This window comes from Affinundibacterium amnicola, from assembly GCF_014284275.1.
GTDB classification, from domain to species: domain Bacteria; phylum Pseudomonadota; class Gammaproteobacteria; order Burkholderiales; family Burkholderiaceae_D; genus Undibacterium; species Undibacterium amnicola.
The window spans coordinates 94,130-113,376 of sequence record NZ_JACOFU010000002.1; the positions used below are offsets into that span (position 1 = coordinate 94,130).

The window sequence follows — 19,247 nt, forward strand, 5'->3', positions numbered from 1 at the left end:
ATTAATTTCCAAATAAAAAACCGTTCGCAGCTTCCCACGAACGGTTTTTATTTTACGCTGATTTGTTTTCGACAATACATCGATTGTCGGCTAACAAAACCAAATTTTTATGCTTCCGGCGCAGACTCTGCTGGAGCAACATCTGCCGTTGGCGCAGCAGCTTCAGCAGCAGCCTTCATCGATAATTTAAAGCGACCGCGATCATCTGTTTCCAAGACTTTCACGCGCACTTGCTGACCTTCTTTGAGGTAGTCAGCAACTGCATTCACGCGCTCATTAGCGATTTGGCTGATGTGCAACAAGCCGTCTTTACCTGGCATGATTTGTACAATCGCACCGAAGTCCAACAACTTCAATACTGTGCCTTCGTAGATCTTGCCGACTTCAACTTCTGCCGTCAATTCTTCGATACGGCGTTTTGCTTCTTGGCCCGCAGCTGCATCAACAGAAGCGATCGTTACTACGCCTTCATCGCTGATATCGATTTGCGTACCAGTTTCTTCCGTCAATGCACGGATGACCGCACCGCCCTTACCGATCACATCACGGATTTTTTCCGGATTGATTTTCACAGTAATCAAGCGTGGCGCAAAATCAGACAATTCCACTTTACCGACTGGAACTGCTTTTTGCATTTCGCCCAAGATATGATCACGGCCTTCTTTAGCTTGCGCCAAAGCGACTTGCATGATTTCTTTCGTAATACCTTGAATCTTGATATCCATCTGCAAAGCAGTGATACCTTCTGCAGTACCAGCAACTTTAAAGTCCATATCGCCGAGGTGATCTTCATCACCCAAAATGTCCGTTAAAACAGCAAATTTATTGCCATCTTTAATCAAGCCCATCGCGATACCAGCCACATGCGCTTTCATCGGCACACCCGCATCCATCAATGCCAAACAACCACCGCAAACGGATGCCATGGAAGAAGAACCGTTGGATTCTGTAATTTCAGACACCAAACGCACTGAGTAGCTAAAATCTTCTGGTGCTGGCAATGCAGCTTGCAATGCGCGCTTTGCCAAACGGCCATGACCAATTTCACGACGCTTAGGTGTACCAACGCGACCTGTTTCACCAGTAGCAAACGGAGGCATGTTGTAATGCAGCATGAAGCGGTCAGAGTATTCGCCCATCAAAGCATCAATTTTTTGCTCATCACGGGAAGTACCCAAAGTCGCAATCACCAAAGCTTGCGTTTCACCGCGTGTGAACAAGGCTGTACCGTGCGTACGTGGCAATACGCCAGTACGGATCGTGATTGGACGCACTGTGCGTGTGTCACGACCATCGATACGTGGCTCACCATCCAAAATTTGGGAGCGAACGATTTTGGATTCCAAGTCAAACATGATGTTACCAACATCGCCAGAATCTGGCGCCGCAGTACCAGCCGCTGCCGCCTGTTCAGCCAAAGCCGCGCTGACCGCTGCACTTGCTGCTTTTAACTGCTCAGTACGTGCTTGTTTTTCTTTAGTTTGATACGCAGCGCGCAACAATGGCTCAGCTACTGCAGTAACTGCCGCAATCAAAGGCTCGTTCTTAGCTGCTGGCGCCCATTGCACCTCCGGCTTGCCGCCATCACGTACCAAATCATGAATCGCATCAATCACTGCTTTCATTTGCGTGTGACCATACACAACCGCGCCCAACATCACTTCTTCAGACAATTGTTGCGCTTCAGATTCCACCATCAACACGGCAGATTCTGTACCAGCAACAACCAAGTCCATCGCCGAAGTTTTCAATTGCGTTGCAGTCGGGTTCAATACATATTGACCATCGATATAACCAACACGTGCCGCACCTACTGGACCGCTAAATGGAATACCGGATACGCAAATCGCTGCAGACGCACCGATCATCGCTGCGATATCTGGATCGATTTCTGGGTTCACAGACAACACATGCACAATGACTTGCACTTCGTTCAAATAACCTTCTGGGAACAATGGACGAATCGGGCGATCAATCAAACGCGACGTCAATGTTTCTTTTTCTGATGGACGACCTTCACGCTTGAAGAAACCACCTGGAATACGACCAGCCGCGTAAGTTTTTTCCAAATAGTCCACAGTCAATGGGAAGAAATCCTGACCTGGCTTGGCATCTTTTTTCGCAACAACGGTTGCCAATACGACGGTATCTTCAATCGACACCATTACTGCGCCAGAAGCCTGACGTGCGATTTCACCTGTTTCCAAGGTCACTGTATGTTGACCGTATTGGAATGATTTTGTAACTTTATTAAACACGATGTGTCCTTTCACTATTTTCCGACAGATTTCCAGGGGCTGTCGTTCACCTCACCACAAGTAATTCAACCTCGAATCACCCTTACTATTTCCAACATTTTCACTACTTTTACCACTCAGAGCGCCCAAAATTTAAGCAAATTTCAGCGCTAATTCAGCACCACAAAGGCAAAAAGCCTGCATCAGTCAAACTGACGCAGGCTTTTTACTTTAATTCTTTGCTGTGTTTAGCAAAATACTCTGATGAGTAGATTACTTACGCAAGCCGAGTTTTTCGATCAATGAACGATAACGGTTCAAATCTTTACCTTTCAGGTAAGACAACAAACTCTTACGACGGTTAACCATCATGATCAAACCACGACGTGAGTGATGATCTTTAGAGTGAGATTTGAAATGACCGTTCAAGTCATTGATACGTGCAGTCAACAAAGCAACTTGCACTTCTGGAGAACCTGTGTCGTTTTGACCACGGGCATTATCCGCAACGATAGCGGCTTTTGCACTTTTTTCGATAGACATCTTATTTCCTTTACATGCGATACCAAGAGTTAGGTTTTTGAACCAACACCTTCGATATCGTGAAATACCATTAAATAAATCCCATCAGAATTTGATGAGACCGCGACTATAGCATGAAAAATAGCGAAAACTCAAGGCAAAACATGAAATGCCTCTCGCAATACGAATTCTGTTGCAAGAAGCTTTTCAAAAATACAAAGAAATACTAAATCTGAGGATTCAACTTCTCAACCTTAGAGTGCAATTTATTCAAAGCCGAAATGTAAGCCTTCGCAGAAGCCACCACGATATCAGGATCCGCACCCACACCATTGACGATACGGCCAGCTTTACTTAATCGTATAGTTACCTCACCTTGCGATTGCGTGCCAGCTGTGATCGCGTTAATTGAGAACAGTAACAGCTCTGCTTCACTCTTTACTTCGGATTCAATTGCACCAACGATAGCATCGACCGCGCCATTACCTTGCGCGATGCAGGATTTTTCTTTGTCGCCTATCGTCATCACTACGACCGCCGAGGAGCGCTCACCCGTTTCTGAATGCTGACTAATGGACACCAGACGATAGTGATCGGCATCGTGTGAATGCTCTTCATCCGCAACAACCGACATAATGTCTTCGTCGAATATTTCAGATTTTTTATCGGCAAGTTCTTTAAAACGTGCGAAGGCGGCGTTGATTTCAGTTTCCGATTCCAAGGCAATCCCGAGCTCTTGCAAGCGCTGCTTGAAAGCGTTACGCCCTGAAAGTTTGCCGAGAACGATTTTATTGGCACTCCAACCTACATCTTCCGCACGCATGATTTCGTAGGTGTTGCGCGCTTTCAAAATGCCGTCTTGATGAATACCGGAGGCATGAGCAAAAGCATTGGCACCGACGATCGCTTTATTCGGCTGCACAGCAAAGCCTGTAATTTGCGAAACCATTTTCGAAGTCGCCACAATTTGCGTAGTATCGATTCCAATATCCAAATTGAAGTGATCTTTACGTGTACGTACCGCCATCACGATTTCTTCCAATGCGGTATTCCCTGCACGTTCACCGAGGCCGTTGATCGTGCATTCGACTTGGCGCGCACCACCGATCATCACGCCCGCCAAGGAATTCGCTACCGCCATGCCTAAATCATTATGGCAGTGCACCGACCAAATTGCCTTATCGGAATTAGGAATGGTTTCACGCAAACGCTTCAATGTACTACCGTACAACTCTGGAACGCCGTAACCAACCGTATCCGCAAAATTAATGGTCGTTGCGCCTTCTTTAATCACCGCCTCAATCACACGGCAAAGGAAATCAAAATCAGAGCGACTTGCATCTTCCGGGCTAAATTCCACATCGTCAGTAAATTGTCGTGCGAAACGAACTGCTTGAATCGCTTGCTCCAACACTTGATCAGGGCTCATACGCAACTTCATTTCCATGTGCAAAGGTGACGTCGCGATGAAAGTATGAATACGTTTGCGCTGCGCTTTTTGCAAAGCCTCGGCGGCGCGTGAAATATCTCTGTCATTCGCACGCGACAAAGAACAGATAATTGGTTCACGTACAGCAGCGGCAATTGCTTTAATCGATTCAAAATCACCAGGAGAAGCGGCAGCAAAACCCGCTTCGATCACGTCGACTTTCAAACGCTCTAGTTGGCGAGCAATACGCACCTTTTCATCCTTAGTCATTGATGCGCCAGGGGATTGTTCGCCGTCACGCAAAGTCGTGTCGAATATGATGAGTTTGTCTGCCATGTTTGCCTCCGAAAGGTACACAAATAAGTACCAAAATAAAATAATAAAAATAAATGCAATTGATTAAAAAAATTGAGTAAAACTCGATGACTTGAATAGATCTTTCCCGCCCCTTGCAAGACGCACACGGGTGAGAGACTACTCAAGTTGTGGGGTAATGGGATTTAGCGCGCGAGCGCTAGTAGCGTGTTCGCTAGAGACAATGCTAGTAGAGATGCCAGGATAGCGGCAACTGGTAATGCCAACGACAAAAGCAGACCGGAGCGATCTGCTTTAATGAATGCTTTTTGAGCATATGATGTCGTGGATGGGAATTTCATGGAAAAGACTATAAGCGGGATTCCACAAAAGCGCAAGAGCTCGCCCTCAATTATTTCTTAATGTCCTCGGCTTCGTCATGGTGTGCCTCTGGTGTCAACTGCACCAAGCTCACAGGGCGGCCTTTGCGCCAACGCCACAGCAGCAACACATAGCCAGACAAAGCGTAAATAACAAACAAAGCGAATAAGACTTTTGGCGGATCACTCACCACCGCGACGTAAGCTAACACAATCAAAAATGGCGCAATGAAAGGCACTGAGCGCTTCAAGTTCACATCTTTAAAGCTATAAAATGGCACGTTCGTCACCATCGTTAAACCAGCAAACAAGGCGACTGCCCAAGCAAACCAGCGCACTTCAACACCAGGAATCGCCAAATCATCCATCAACAAGATAAATCCTGCGACTAAAGCTGCAGCAGCGGGACTTGGTAAACCTTGGAAGTAACGTTTGTCTACCACGGTAATGTTTGCGTTAAATCGTGCCAAGCGCAAAGCCGCACCAGCGCAATACACGAATGCAGCCAACCAACCCAATTTACCCATACCTTTTAAGGCCCATTCATAGGCAATCAAAGCTGGCGCAACGCCGAACGACACCATATCTGACAAACTGTCATATTGCGCGCCAAATTCACTTTGTGTATTAGTCATACGGGCAACGCGACCATCTAGGCTATCCAAGACCATCGCCGCAAAAATCGCTAAACCAGAATGTTCAAACTTTTGATTCATTGCCATGACGATGGCGTAGAAACCGCAAAACAATGCTGCCGTCGTGAATGCGTTCGGCAGCAGATAAATGCCGCGTGACGGCTTACGTGGAACGCCAAGTGGTTCTCCATTATTTTTTCTCGCGCCACGAGGAAACAACTTAAAACTACCTTTAGGTTTGCGATTTTTAACTGAACTCATGCTGAATAATTAAGAAATGGAAAAATATCTGGCGAATAACAACACGCATTTAACTATGCGGCGATGACCTCCCAAGTCGGCAAGGATCCAGACCTGTGAAGGATGCGAGTAAGTATAACCGTGAAATGCTGTTCAGAAAACAGTTTCACAAATTAGACAACTCTATACGCCCATGCCTTCGCCTTTCCTTTGGGCTAATCCAAAACGAAATTTAAATCAAACGCCCAATAACAAAATTGCAAAATAACCAAGCAAAAACCTCCAATTTCGACGCAGCTAAAAACAAAAGGCTTTGCCAAACGACAAAGCCTTTTTTCATTCAAGCAAATCAACTTATTGTGCTTGCTTCAATTGCTCAAGAATCGCTGGATTTTCCAATGTAGAAATATCTTGCGTAATCTCCTCACCTTTTGCTAAAACACGCAATAAACGACGCATGATTTTTCCGGAGCGTGTTTTCGGCAAATTATCGCCAAAACGAATTTCTTTTGGTTTCGCGATTGGACCAATTTCTTTGGCTACCCAATTACGCAACTCCAAAGCAATTTGCTTCGCCTCTTCGCCCGTTGGACGACTGCGTTTCAGGACTACAAAAGCGCAAATCGCTTCACCCGTCGTATCGTCAGGCTTACCAACGACCGCCGCTTCCGCCACCAATGGATTGGCAACCAAAGCCGATTCGATTTCCATCGTCCCCATGCGATGACCTGAGACATTCAACACGTCATCGATACGACCGGTAATGGTGAAGTATCCCGTATCTTTATTACGAATCGCGCCATCACCCGCCAAATAAGTTTTACCGCCCAATTCTTCCGGGAAGTAACTTTTCTTAAAGCGCTCAGTGTCACCCCAGATATTACGGATCATCGAAGGCCATGGACGTTTCACCACCAAAATACCGCCCTGCCCGTTTGGTAAATCGGCACCCGTTTCATCGACAATCGCCGCCATAATTCCAGGCAAAGGTAAGGTGCAAGAACCTGGAACTAAAGGCGTGGCACCAGGCAACGGCGTGATCATATGGCCGCCTGTTTCTGTTTGCCAGAAGGTATCGACGATAGGACATTTTTCACCACCGATATTGCGGTAGTACCACATCCAGGCTTCAGGATTGATCGGTTCACCGACTGAGCCAAGTAAGCGCAAAGAAGTTAGATCATATTTATTCGGATGAATTGCCGCATCGCCATCGGCTGCTTTAATCAAAGAACGAATCGCGGTCGGTGCAGTGTAAAAAATCGTCGCTTTGTGCTTCTGTATCATGTCCCAGAAACGGCCTGCGTTTGGATACGTTGGAATACCTTCGAAAACGATTTCCGTCGTTCCCATCGCTAGTGGGCCATACGTGATGTAAGTATGGCCAGTGACCCAACCGATATCCGCTGTACACCAGAACACGTCACTAGGCTTAATGTCGAAAGTCCACTTCATCGTGAGCATCGCCCACAATAAATAACCGCCTGAAGAATGCTGTACACCTTTCGGTTTACCAGTCGAACCAGAGGTATAAAGAATGAATAGCGGATGATCTGCATTCACCCACTCAGGTTCACATTCTGTCGCTTGATTCGCAACCAATTCATGCATCCATAAATCACGTGCTGGATTAAACGGTGCATTGCCACCTGTACGTTTATAGACCACAACTTTAGAAACTTTTTCGCAATCACCGAGAGCTAGAGCTTCATCAACAATGGATTTCAATGGCAAATGTTTACCGCCACGTACTTGTTCATCCGCCGTGATCACCAATGTAGCACCAACGTCAACGATACGTTCTTGCAAGGATTTAGCGGAGAAGCCGCCGAACACGACAGAATGTGTAGCGCCGATACGAGCACATGCTTGCATGGCAACCACACCTTCGACCGACATCGGCATGTAAATAACGACGCGATCACCCTTTTTTACACCTAGGGAGCGCAAGCCGTTTGCGAATTGACACACTTTGGCATGTAATTCTGTGTAGGTAACTTTGATGACATCGCCACCATCAGCTTCGAATATGACAGCGACTTTGTCACCCAAGCCTTTTTGCAAATTTACATCTAAGCAATTGTAGGAAACATTAAGTAGTCCATCGTCAAACCACTTATACAATGGTGCCTCAGATTCATCCAGAGTTTTTGTAAAGGGCTTATGCCAATGCAGATGTTCGCGAGCGAGCTTTGCCCAAAAACCTTCATAGTCATCAGCGGCTTCAGCACAAAGTGCGTTGTACGCATCCATACCTGAAATCGCGGCGTTAGCTACAAAATCCGCTGGTGGGGGGAATATGCGTGATTCAGTCTTAATTTCGAAGTCCGACATTTTGTCTCCATGCTGTTGTGAATATCAGAAAAACTCGGATTGATGATGCCAGTAACATGTATAGACAAGTTCAACATCACACTCGACGAAAATTCGCTAATTCGCCTTCAAGCCTTTTTGATATTCACCACTTACTATGTTTTGACGTTGATTCTAAGGCTAGCAGCCCAAAAAAGCTATTTTTTAGTGAGTGGTATTAGGGGCATCTACTACAGGTTTAACTTGATTTAACACAATAAAACCGCAATTAATGTTAGCCGCAGACATTGCACCTTCATCGGTGTAAAATGCGGGCAAATTTTGCTTCTGTTTTTATATCTGTTTCTATATTGGTTTCTCACTTAGCCTAAAACTTCTGTTCTTAGAAATTTAACTGGGCTAAGAGTTTATTTATTGGTTAAAAAAAGGCCTCGAATGTCACAATCATCTTCCGCACTTCCTCCACAAAAACTCTCGGCATTATCCAAATTTATTTTTGCTAGTCGCTGGTTGCAGTTACCACTTTATCTTGGATTGATTTTGGCGCAGTGCGTCTATGTATTCCATTTTTGGGTTGAATTAGTTGACCTAATTCGCGCAGCAATGGGAAATGAAGTTGCATTAAAACATTTATTGGATGCCGTTTCGGTTGCTGGTGCTGAAACGGTACGCCCAACAAAACTGAATGAGACGACTATCATGCTCGTCGTTTTGGGACTAATCGACGTCGTCATGATTTCTAACTTACTAATTATGGTCATCGTTGGTGGATATGAAACTTTTGTGTCTCGATTAGGTTTGCAAAACCATCCTGATCAGCCTGAATGGCTGTCACATGTGAATGCAACCGTTTTAAAAGTTAAATTAGCGATGGCAATTATCGGTATTTCATCGATTCACTTACTCAAAACTTTTATCAATGTAAAGTCTTACGACGCCCAAGAATTGATCGCGCAAACCGTAATTCACGTAGTGTTTCTTTTATCTGCATTAGCAATCGCCTACTGCGATCAACTCATGTCCAAGACACATCAACAGACACAAAAACACTAAATTTCCTTTTTCATTCCTTAGCCAAGAGCCAACAATGACAACCATTATTAAACAAGATGACCTCATCGAATCCGTTGCAGCTGCTTTGCAATACATCAGCTACTACCACCCTGCTGATTACATCGCGCATTTAGCACGTGCTTACGAGATCGAACAAAGTCCGGCAGCGAAAGATGCGATTGCGCAAATTTTGACGAATTCACGTATGTGCGCAGAAGGCAAACGCCCGATCTGCCAAGATACTGGTATCGTCAATGTATTCTTAAAAATCGGCATGGGCGTGCGCTTTGAAGGCTTCTCTGGTTCGATTATTGACGCCGTGAACGAAGGTGTGCGTCGTGGTTATGCTTTTTCAGACAATGTATTGCGCGCATCCATCGTTGCCGATCCATTATTTGATCGCAAAAATACCAAAGACAATACGCCAGCAGTCGTGCACATGGAACTCGTGCCTGGCGATACCGTTGACGTGCAACTGGCAGCAAAAGGTGGCGGTTCAGAAAACAAATCTAAGTTCGTCATGCTTAACCCATCCGACTCTTTGATTGACTGGGTTATGAAAACCGTACCAACCATGGGTGCAGGCTGGTGTCCACCGGGCATGCTCGGCATCGGTATCGGCGGTACCGCAGAAAAAGCCATGTTAATGGCGAAAGAATCCTTGATGGAAGACATCGACATGCATGAACTCAAATTGCGTGGGCCACAAAATAAGACAGAAGAATTACGTATCGAACTCTGCGACAAGATCAATGCACTCGGCATAGGCGCGCAAGGCCTGGGTGGTTTAACCACCGTACTCGACGTGAAGATTAATATGTATCCAACCCATGCAGCATCTAAACCAGTTGCAATGATTCCTAACTGCGCAGCGACCCGTCACGCGCATTTCGTGTTGGATGGTTCAGGTCCGACTTATATGGAGCCACCATCACTCTCTAACTGGCCTGATGTGCATTGGGTTGCGGATACGGAAAAATCCAAACGCATTGATTTGAATACTTTGACCAAAGAAGAAGTCGCCTCCTGGACACCAGGTCAAACTTTGCTGTTAAACGGCAAAATGTTGACGGGTCGTGATGCCGCACATAAGCGCATTCAAGACATGCTGGCAAAAGGCGAAACTTTGCCAGTTGACTTCACCAATCGCGTGATTTACTACGTTGGTCCAGTTGATCCAGTGCGTGATGAAGCAGTTGGTCCAGCAGGTCCGACTACTGCAACACGGATGGATAAATTCACCGACATGATGTTGGAAAAAACTGGCTTGATCTCGATGATCGGTAAAGCAGAACGTGGCCCTGCTGCGATTGAATCCATCAAAAATCACAAATCAGCGTATTTGATGGCTGTCGGTGGCGCTGCCTATTTGGTTTCCAAAGCGATCAAAACGGCGAAAGTCGTTGGCTTCGCCGATTTGGGCATGGAAGCCATCTACGAATTTGATGTCGTCGATATGCCAGTAACGGTCGCAGTCGATTCCACTGGTACCTCTGTGCACAATACAGGTCCAAAAGAATGGCAAGCAAAAATCGGGATTATTCCAGTTGCTTAATATTGTAGAGACTCAAGCAGAAAACAAACACGCCGACAGCAATGCGCCTGTCGGCGTGTTTGACTCTGGCATCGGTGGTTTGTCAGTGCTCAAGCATTTGCGCAAACAACTACCGCTTGAAAAATTTTTGTATGTTGCAGATACAGCGTATGCGCCATACGGCGAACGCAGCAACGAAGAATTAATCAACCGTAGTATCAAGATTACCGAATTCTTTTTAGCGCAAGGTATTAAGGCCTTGGTTATTGCCTGCAATACCGCCACCGCGGCAGCCGTCGCCACCTTACGTGAACGCTACCCTAATTTAATTATCATCGGCATGGAGCCAGGCATCAAACCTGCAGCGGCAAGAAGTGCCAGTAAAATTGTCGGTGTATTAGCGACCCGCAGTACTTTGCAAAGCGAAAAATTTAATCGACTAAGTGAACAACTAGGACGAGAAACCCAGACGCAATTTATTCCGCAAGCCTGTGTCGGCTTGGTGAATGAAATCGAACAAGGCGATCTGAGCTCTGCCGCCATTTTGAATTTGCTGCGACGCTACGTTTCCCCCTTGCTGGATCAGGGCGTGGATACATTGGTACTGGGTTGCACCCACTATCCTTTCGTCGAACCGCAAATACTCCAGGTCATTCGCGAACATCAGATAGATAAGATCAAGCCAATTCACATCATCGACACCGGCGATGCAGTTGCGCGACGCTTATCTGATCTTTTGGAAAAGCAACATTTACGCAATGCTAGTCATCAAACACCACAATCTTTTCAGGCATGGACAACAGGTGACGCCAGCACTTTACAAATGGCTTTAGGATTTATCACACAAGGCGAAACAAGCCCTGTCGCACGGACATTAGATATCTAAAATTTCAAACACTGTGCAAGCACAGCACCACACCGCTGCGCCGCCAACCGGCAATAAAAAAGGACAGAAAACTCTGTCCTTTTTTATTTTGAGCAACTAAACGAATTAAGCCAATACCGCCGCCATCGCTGCTGCCGTTGCTTCCACATTACGGGTATTCAAACCCGCCACGCACATACGGCCTGAGCGCACTACATACACGCCAAATTCTTCTTTCAGGCGATCACACTGCGCTGCCGTCAAACCAGTGTAGCTAAACATGCCGCGCTGCGTTAAGAAATAGCTGAAATCACGACCAGGTACTTTCGCTACCAATACGTCGTGCAATGCTTTACGCATTGCTTGAATACGATCACGCATCGCCACCACTTCTGCTTCCCACATTGGGCGCAAAGTTGGATCGGTCAATACTGTTGCCACCAACTGGCCGCCGTGCATAGGCGGATTAGAGTAATTACGACGAATGATGGCTTTCATTTGTCCTAAGACATTGACGGCCTGTGCAGCATCTGGACAAACCACACTCAATGCACCACAACGCTCGCCATACAAACTCATACTCTTGGAGAATGAATTCGCCACAAAGAAACTTAAGCCTTGATCAGCCAACAAACGAATTGCAAACGCATCTTCTTCAATACCATCGCCATAACCTTGATAGGCCAAATCCAAAAATGGAATCAGGTTGCGCTCTTTCAAGACCGGTACTAATTGTTCCCACTGCGCTTTCGTTAAATCCACACCAGTTGGGTTATGGCAGCAAGCATGCAACAAGACCACTGATTTTTCTTCGGCTTGTTTCAGACTCGCCAACATTTCGTCAAAACGCAAACCACCTGTTTCAGAGTTATAGTAAGGATAGGTTTTGACTGGTAATCCTGAACCTTCAAATACCGCACGATGATTGTCCCAAGTTGGATCGCTGACTAACATCGTCGTGTTTGGGAAATAACGCTTAACGAAATCTGCACCAACTTTCAAACCACCGCTAGATCCCACCGTTTGTAATGTCACGACGCGGCCTTCTTTAACAGCAGGACGATCAGCACCAAACAACAAATGCTGAACCGCTGTGCGGAAATTTGCAGCACCTTCCATTGGCAAATAAGGACGTGCACCAGCAGCTTCGACCACTTTTAATTCTGCAGCGCGAACAGAAGGCAACATCGGAATCTTGCCATTATCGTCAAAATAAATCCCAATCGACAAATTAATCTTGTTTGGGCGGGTATCTTTACCGAACGCTTCATTCAAGGAGAGGATAGGATCGCCTGCATAGGCTTCGACGTGCTGAAACATGTTAAAACTCCAATATGAGAAAAATCGACATTACAAAAATTAATAGAACAAGAAAAACTAAATCAAACGAGAAGGCAACTCAATCCGTTGACAATAAAACTTACTTGCCAATAAATGTGACCTATATTCCACAATTCAATTCTTCATAAGCAAATGGTTCAAGCCGATCAACTTCAAACAAGTCAACTTGTGAAGGCTCAAGCTGAGCAACATGGGTATGCTGCCATTGCCATTTCGATGCTGTGGGAAAATGGATGTTTTCCAAGAATTTATGCTCATCTTGTGAGCTAATGCAGCAAAAAGAAACGAATCACGCGGAAGTTCGATAAGCCGATATTTTGACACATTATCAAAGCGAAAAGCCGTGCAACCAGGATTTTTTCAGTGTTTTTCCAGAGTTCAAAATAAATTTCGGTCAATGTTTGGTAAAAGTTTTGCTTTATCGTTTTATATATAGCTTGCGATTCGACGCATCGCTTTCTACACTTCTGAATTGCTATTGAAGTCTGTACTTTCAGTTGCAAAATTCACTTTACAACACCGAATAAGCTTACCTCAAAGGAATACGATCATGCTCTATGTAGATGGATTCATTGCAGCAGTACCGACAGCAAATAAAGAAGCATATAAAGCCTATGCAGAACAATCGGCAGTTTTATTTAAAGAATATGGCGTACTAAGCGTTATTGACTGCTGGGGTGATGATGTTCCGCCAGGCAAGCTCACATCATTCCCGCAAGCTGTGATGTGCAAAGAGGATGAAACTGTGGTCTTTTCTTGGATGACGTGGGCATCAAAAGAAGCACGTGACGCGGGATGGGAAAAAATGATGGCAGATCCTCGCATGTCACCAGAAAATATGCCTATGCCGTTTGATGGAAAACGTTTGATTTATGGTGGTTTTCAGCAAATAGCGGTCAGTTGAAAATCGATCATCCAAACTTAATACAGCTTACGCAAAATTGTTCCCGCTAGGCGTGCTAACGAAGGCAGTACTAAACAAAATGAACCAAACGAACAAGGGCAAACTAAGTTTGCCCTTGTTCATTGTCGCGGCGTTCTTCTACATTTAATCCTAAAACAAACACGTAATATAAAGCGTCATGTCAAAGAACTAGGATTTAACCCGCGCCAGCATGCGTTTCATCCAGTGCTCAAAATCATCGACATAAGTAAATACTGCTGGAACGACCAACAAACTTAATAAAGTCGAGGTAATCAATCCACCAATCACCGCAATTGCCATCGGTGAACGGAAACTAGGATCGGCACCCCACCCTAATGCTAGTGGCATCATGCCTGCCCCCATTGCAATCGTCGTCATAATAATAGGACGACTACGTTTATGGCAGGCGTCAACCAATGCCGCAAATCTGTCCATACCAGCATTGCGGGCAAGAATTGCATAGTCAACCAGCAAAATCGAATTCTTAGTCACGATGCCCATCAACATAATCAAACCAATCATCGACGGCATGGATAGTGCTCTGCCGGTGATCAATAAGGCGACAAACGCACCACCAATACTCAAGGGTAAGGCAGCAAGAATCGTTACTGGTTGTAAGAAATCTTTGAACAACAATACCAACACACCATAAATACACAAGACGCCGATTAACATGGCGATGCCAAAACTAGCGAATAAGGCAGCCATTTCTTGCGCATCCCCCAACTCCGCAATACTGACAGAAGGAGGCAAGTTTTTCATCGTTGGTAAAGCGCGCGCCTCTTCGTTAACTTCACCTAATTGACGACCACCTAACTCCACATCAAGCGTCACGTTACGGCTGCGATTCAAGCGATCAATCTGAGCGGGTCCAGAATCCATCGTCACGGTGGCGACACTTCCTATCATCACTGGTCCAGACTTTCCTGGAACTGTTAGGCGCTCAATCGCCGCCAAATCAGCCCTGACGTAGTCAGGCAATTTGACGCGAATCGGCACTTGTCGCTGCGCCAGATTCATTTTCGACAAAGCCATATCATAATCACCAGCTGTCGCAACGCGTACGGTTTCACCAATACTCTCGGCAGTAACGCCAAGATCCGCTGCTTTGGCAGAATCAGGTTTCACAATAATTTCTGGACGAACCAAAGATGCGCTAGAACTGACGTTCCCTATTCCTTTTAAAGTGCGCAGTTCTCGTTCCACCTGACGAGCCGTTTCCAACAAAGCTACCGGATCTTCGCTCTTCAAAACTAACTGCAATTTAACGCCTGTGTCTAATGGCCCAACTGAAAATTTCGCACCAGAAATGTCATTCATTTTGCTGCGAATCACATTGTCTAAATCTGACATGGATTCTTTACGATCATTTCTATGCACGGCCGTCACCGTCAAGACCGCACGACGCGCCTCTGCCGCAGCACCTGGCGCAAACGCATCACCACTGGAACCGCCACCAATTGAACTAAATACCCCAGTGATGCCCTTAACGGACATAATCGCAACCCTGGCCTGTTCAGAAATTTCACTGGTTTCAGACAAAGTACTTCCAGGAGGCAATTCAATATTCACCTGTGTTTGTGCACGATCCGATGGCGGCACAAAACCAGTGGGTAATAAACCCACAAGCGCAATCGATCCTACGAAAAATGCTGCCGCAGAAATGATCGTCACAAGACGATGTCGCAAGCACCATTGCATGGTTGCCATATAGCGTTTCATCATCCAGCTATCTGGCTTTTCATGAATATTTCCTTCGGCATCTTTCTTCGGCGCTTTCAAAATATAAGCCGCCATCATTGGTGTCAGCAATCGCGCCACAACGAGCGAGGCGAGAATCGCGATGACCGCAGTCCAGCCAAACTGTTTAAAAAACAAACCTGGTACACCACCCATAAATGCCGTTGGCAAAAATACCGCTACCAGCGCAAACGTGGTTGCGATCACCGCCATACCAATTTCATCAGCTGCCTCGGTTGCTGCTTCCATCGGTGTTTTACCCATTTGCAAGTGCCGGGCGATATTCTCAATTTCGACAATCGCATCATCAACCAACACACCAACTACCAAAGCTAAAGACAACAGGGTCACGGTATTTAATGTGTAGCCAAAATACTGCAGGCCTAAGAAAGTAGGAATCACGGACAAAGGCAAGGCAGCAGCAGCTACCAAAGTAGAACGCCAATCGCGCAAAAACCACCACACAACTAACACTGCTAGCAAAGCGCCTTCATACAATAACTCCATCGAGCCTTCGAAGTTTTCTTCGACCGGTTGGGCATTATCAATCGCATGCTTAAACAAGTATTTTGGATGTGCTTTTTGCAGTTCGTTCACTGCATCACGTGTGCCATTTGCTACGTCGACTTCAGAAGCGCCTTTAGTACGAAACACTTCAAACCCGACTACCGACTTACCATTGTATGTAGCACGTGAACGCGGCTCGCTGATGGTATCCATCACCTGCGCAACTTGATCAAGTCTGATGTGACGCCCGTCTGGCAATGGAATTTCCATTGCAGCTAACTCTTCTGCATTTTTGACGGTAGCGATTGTACGTACCGCTTGCTCTGCACCACTGACATCACCCCTTCCACCTGGTGCTTCTTTTTGTACGATTTTTAATCGACGAGAAACATCAACGGCAGAAACATTCAAGGCTGCCATCTTATTCGCATCTAATTCGATTCGTACTTCGCGACTGACGCCGCCCATACGTTTAACCGCGCCGACGCCAGGCACAGTTCGCAAACGTTTAGAGACAGTATTATCGACAAACCAGCTCAGATCTTGCTCATCTGGTGTGGTGCTATCTCCAGCAACGCTAGGATTATCTTTAGCAGGTGGCGCAGCTTCGATGGTGTAGGTCAAAATCACACGTCCGGCTGTCGACATTTTCGTCACGGTCGGATCACGCATTTCACTCGGCAAATCAGCACGCACAGTGGCAACCGCATCGCGTACCTCATTCACCGCTTCAGATAAAACTTTCTCTAAAATGAACTCAACGGTAATAGAGACATTACCATCCAGCACTTTGGTATAAACGTTTTTAACACCTTGCAAACTAGCGACAGCGTCTTCAATTTTACGCGCGACTTCGGTCTCTAACTGTGCTGGTGCGGCGCCAGGCAAACTCGCGTTGACCGTTACCAATGGCAATTCAATATCGGGAAAATCTTGTACTATCGTACTGCGGAAAGACAGAATACCCGCCAGTGACAACAATGCGAACAGCATAATCGCCGGAATAGGGTTTCGAATAGAAAGCGTAGAAAAATTCATAGTGCGCCTCTATTTCTTTACCGGTGCCGCAGCACTCGATGAAGCGGTCACCAATTTGACTAAATCGCCGTCATTTAAGAAACCAACACCACTCGCAGCAATTTGAGTTCCGGCATTAACACCACTCAAGATCTCAATCATTTCGCTACCATTGATCTGCATACGACGGCCAGTCTGCACTTTGACTTGTGTTACGCGTTGATCTGCGTTCAGTTTAAATACATAACTAAAACCATCGCGAACCACCACGGCTTGCTGTGGTACGGTCATCGCCTGTGAGCTACCAAAAACAAATTCTCCACGAGCAAACATGCCAGGTTTAAAGGAGTGCATTTGCTTTTTATCTTTGGGCTGCAACAAATCAACATAAACTAAACCGGTACGATTACTGACGTCGACTGTTGGTGCAACCATCCGTACTTTGCCCTGAATTTGCTCGCCGTTTGGTGCGATCACAATCGCTTGCGCACCATTTGAAATCTTGCTCAAATCTGCAGAAGTTACTTCAGCGCGCCATTCCAAACGCCCTTGTCTGATCATGCGAAATAATTCAGCACCATTGCCAACAACCGCACCAACCGTCGCTGTACGTGCGGAGATCACACCGGAGTCCGGCGCCAATACTTGCGTGTATTTCAAACGTAGTTGTTGCACGTCCAAACTCGCTTTTGCCGCAGCAACACGCGCTTTCGCAGTTTGCTCGGCGGTTAGGTATTGTCCAATCTGCTGTTTACTGATGGCACCACTTGCTTGCAAGCCTCGCGCACGATCAGCGTTGACTGTCGCCTCAACGGCAGTTGCTTCTGCTTCGGCGAGCGCAGCTTTTGCTTGCGCTACGTCGGCACTCACCGCCTCATTCGCGAAACGCGCCAGCACTTGGCCACGACTCACTACATCGCCAATATTCACCAGCACTTCCGAGATCCGCAGACCATTTGATTCAGATCCAATGATCGCTTCTTGCCATGCAGCTACACTGCCATTCGCAACAAGCTTAGTCGACATTTGTGATTGCCCGACCTGCGTTGCCGTCACCGTTAGCGATGGTTTTGTGCCACCTGTGACACTTGCTGAACTAGCTTTCGCGCTCGCAGAACTTTGCGCATACGCCGGAATCACTACACTAAGCAAGACTACTACTAACAACTTCAATGGCATCATGGTGTTCTTCATTGTCACATCCTTCATCTGGTTAATTCATCAAATCTGTGTTCACTATCTAACTTTATTCATCGCTTCGAAATGCATACAGCATCAACGGCTGTCGGCTCACTTGCCAGATCACTTACCAGATCGCTTGGACTGTCGACGCAGTCGCTCCTGCTCGCACATACTCATGCCGTAGTCAACCAGCCGTTCTGCGTAATCATCGATCGATTTTTCTTTACTGATTAATCCTGGTCGTATCGCCAAGATCACGTCACTGCTGACCATTAAAGTCAAAGCCAATCCAGAGAGGGCAAATGCAAGCCGATGTAAATCATCATCGATGCGTTGAATACCGAGTTGCTTTGCCAGAAAGCTGACGAAGGCTTGATGTGCCGGTTTAATTTGGTGGTCAATCTCTTCTAACCACAATCCAGTTGGCTCAAGCATTTCGCGGATATGCAATTTCATGCAATTTTGGGCACGCTCACTTTGCTTAAAGCTATCGACAAATGTTTGCATTAATAGTTCCAAGCCTGCACGTAAAGTCAGGCCGGGCTGCAAAAATTGCGTTGGATGTATCGTAGGATTACCTACAGGATCATTAAAAATCGTGCGATAGAGATTTGCTTTATCGCCAAAATAGTAGCTAATCGCAGAAATATTCACCTTCGCCGTCATGGCGATTTCACGCGTTGAAGTACGCGCATACCCTTTTTCAGCAAACAAGCGCATAGCGCAACTAAACAACCGTTCGCGCGCCTCTTGCCCATCAGCACGGAGATTTTTATCCGCAGCATTTTTTTCAACTGCTGGTGTGCGAAAGCCAGAATCGGTCGATTCTGATCCGAGACAATTACCGGAAGGACTTGTCTTACCTTCTGCATGTGATCCAATTTTTTTCATGAGGCGCATGCTAGCATATAAATCAAACGTTTGTTTGAACTAAATATGTAGCAGGCGACGATTTTTTATCACTAGTTTTATCCCGGGTTTTGTCCCTAGTGGTGACAGGATAGCCATTGAATCACTTTGAAATGTCGAATAA

At 46.1% G+C, this 19,247-nt stretch carries 13 protein-coding genes; 4 read left to right on the forward strand and 9 right to left on the reverse strand.

Annotated features, from left to right (window positions below; genetic code table 11):
* Nucleotides 1-107 precede the first annotated feature (107 nt).
* From pnp to acs, 5 genes are all read right to left on the reverse strand, one after another.
* Nucleotides 108-2,258: a polyribonucleotide nucleotidyltransferase gene (pnp, locus tag H8K33_RS04760; protein WP_186889866.1), complete on the reverse strand. Its 2,151-nt coding sequence runs from the start codon at nt 2,256-2,258 to the stop codon at nt 108-110.
* 252 nt (nt 2,259-2,510) lie between these two features.
* Complete coding sequence (gene rpsO / locus H8K33_RS04765) at nt 2,511-2,780, reverse strand: 30S ribosomal protein S15 (RefSeq protein ID WP_186889867.1); 270 nt, start codon at nt 2,778-2,780, stop codon at nt 2,511-2,513.
* Nucleotides 2,781-2,985: 205 nt separating this feature from the next.
* Nucleotides 2,986-4,524, reverse strand: a complete 1,539-nt coding sequence (locus tag H8K33_RS04770; protein WP_186889868.1) for a 2-isopropylmalate synthase — start codon at nt 4,522-4,524, stop codon at nt 2,986-2,988.
* A 370-nt stretch (nt 4,525-4,894) separates the two neighbouring features.
* Entirely contained in the window at nt 4,895-5,758 is an 864-nt protein-coding gene (gene pssA, locus H8K33_RS04775; RefSeq protein WP_186889869.1) for a CDP-diacylglycerol--serine O-phosphatidyltransferase, read from the reverse strand.
* Between the two features lie 333 nt (nt 5,759-6,091).
* Nucleotides 6,092-8,071 (reverse strand): acetate--CoA ligase, encoded by a 1,980-nt coding sequence (acs, locus tag H8K33_RS04780; protein ID WP_186889870.1) that lies wholly within the window; start codon nt 8,069-8,071, stop codon nt 6,092-6,094.
* Nucleotides 8,072-8,485: 414 nt separating this feature from the next.
* Between acs and H8K33_RS04785 the strand changes: the two genes are divergently transcribed.
* From H8K33_RS04785 to murI, 3 genes are read left to right on the forward strand one after another with little or no spacing between them, the layout of a single operon-like run.
* The gene (locus H8K33_RS04785; RefSeq protein ID WP_186889871.1) at nt 8,486-9,103 is read left to right on the forward strand and encodes a TIGR00645 family protein; all 618 of its coding nucleotides are present in this window, start codon (nt 8,486-8,488) and stop codon (nt 9,101-9,103) included.
* Nucleotides 9,104-9,137: 34 nt separating this feature from the next.
* Entirely contained in the window at nt 9,138-10,658 is a 1,521-nt protein-coding gene (locus H8K33_RS04790; protein WP_186889872.1) for a fumarate hydratase, read from the forward strand.
* The gene (gene murI, locus H8K33_RS04795; RefSeq protein WP_222613295.1) at nt 10,651-11,523 is read left to right on the forward strand and encodes a glutamate racemase; all 873 of its coding nucleotides are present in this window, start codon (nt 10,651-10,653) and stop codon (nt 11,521-11,523) included. The genes H8K33_RS04790 and murI overlap by 8 nt, the downstream gene beginning before the upstream one ends.
* Before the next feature lie 105 nt (nt 11,524-11,628).
* On the opposite strand, the gene H8K33_RS04800 is transcribed toward murI, so the two are convergent.
* A complete protein-coding gene (locus H8K33_RS04800; RefSeq protein ID WP_186889873.1) occupies nt 11,629-12,822 on the reverse strand; it encodes an amino acid aminotransferase in 1,194 nt (397 codons plus the stop codon).
* A gap of 571 nt (nt 12,823-13,393) precedes the next feature.
* Here H8K33_RS04800 and H8K33_RS04805 point away from each other — a divergent pair.
* Complete coding sequence (locus H8K33_RS04805) at nt 13,394-13,747, forward strand: DUF1428 domain-containing protein (protein ID WP_186889874.1); 354 nt, start codon at nt 13,394-13,396, stop codon at nt 13,745-13,747.
* Between the two features lie 189 nt (nt 13,748-13,936).
* Here the strand turns inward: H8K33_RS04805 and H8K33_RS04810 are convergent, their stop codons facing one another.
* From H8K33_RS04810 to H8K33_RS04820, 3 genes are all read right to left on the reverse strand, one after another.
* Nucleotides 13,937-17,053 carry an efflux RND transporter permease subunit gene (locus H8K33_RS04810; protein WP_186889875.1) on the reverse strand — a complete coding sequence of 1,039 codons (3,117 nt, stop codon included), beginning with the start codon at nt 17,051-17,053 and terminating at the stop codon, nt 13,937-13,939.
* A gap of 9 nt (nt 17,054-17,062) precedes the next feature.
* Nucleotides 17,063-18,226, reverse strand: coding sequence for an efflux RND transporter periplasmic adaptor subunit (locus tag H8K33_RS04815; RefSeq protein WP_246443345.1), 1,164 nt, complete (start codon nt 18,224-18,226; stop codon nt 17,063-17,065).
* Nucleotides 18,227-18,334: 108 nt separating this feature from the next.
* On the reverse strand, nt 18,335-19,105 hold the full coding sequence (locus H8K33_RS04820) for a TetR/AcrR family transcriptional regulator (protein ID WP_186889877.1): 771 nt from the start codon (nt 19,103-19,105) through the stop codon (nt 18,335-18,337).
* Nucleotides 19,106-19,247: the final 142 nt, after the last annotated feature.

Bases quoted from the DNA above. Each gene is read 5' to 3' on its own strand.
- rpsO (WP_186889867.1), bottom strand. From the start codon at position 2,780: ATGTCTATCGAAAAAAGTGCAAAAGCCGCTATCGTTGCGGATAATGCC.
- H8K33_RS04770 (WP_186889868.1), bottom strand. From the start codon at position 4,524: ATGGCAGACAAACTCATCATATTCGACACGACTTTGCGTGACGGCGAA.
- pssA (WP_186889869.1), bottom strand. From the start codon at position 5,758: ATGAGTTCAGTTAAAAATCGCAAACCTAAAGGTAGTTTTAAGTTGTTT.
- acs (WP_186889870.1), bottom strand. From the start codon at position 8,071: ATGTCGGACTTCGAAATTAAGACTGAATCACGCATATTCCCCCCACCA.
- H8K33_RS04785 (WP_186889871.1), top strand. From the start codon at position 8,486: ATGTCACAATCATCTTCCGCACTTCCTCCACAAAAACTCTCGGCATTA.
- H8K33_RS04790 (WP_186889872.1), top strand. From the start codon at position 9,138: ATGACAACCATTATTAAACAAGATGACCTCATCGAATCCGTTGCAGCT.
- H8K33_RS04800 (WP_186889873.1), bottom strand. From the start codon at position 12,822: ATGTTTCAGCACGTCGAAGCCTATGCAGGCGATCCTATCCTCTCCTTG.
- H8K33_RS04805 (WP_186889874.1), top strand. From the start codon at position 13,394: ATGCTCTATGTAGATGGATTCATTGCAGCAGTACCGACAGCAAATAAA.
- H8K33_RS04810 (WP_186889875.1), bottom strand. From the start codon at position 17,053: ATGAATTTTTCTACGCTTTCTATTCGAAACCCTATTCCGGCGATTATG.
- H8K33_RS04815 (WP_246443345.1), bottom strand. From the start codon at position 18,226: ATGAAGAACACCATGATGCCATTGAAGTTGTTAGTAGTAGTCTTGCTT.
- H8K33_RS04820 (WP_186889877.1), bottom strand. From the start codon at position 19,105: ATGAAAAAAATTGGATCACATGCAGAAGGTAAGACAAGTCCTTCCGGT.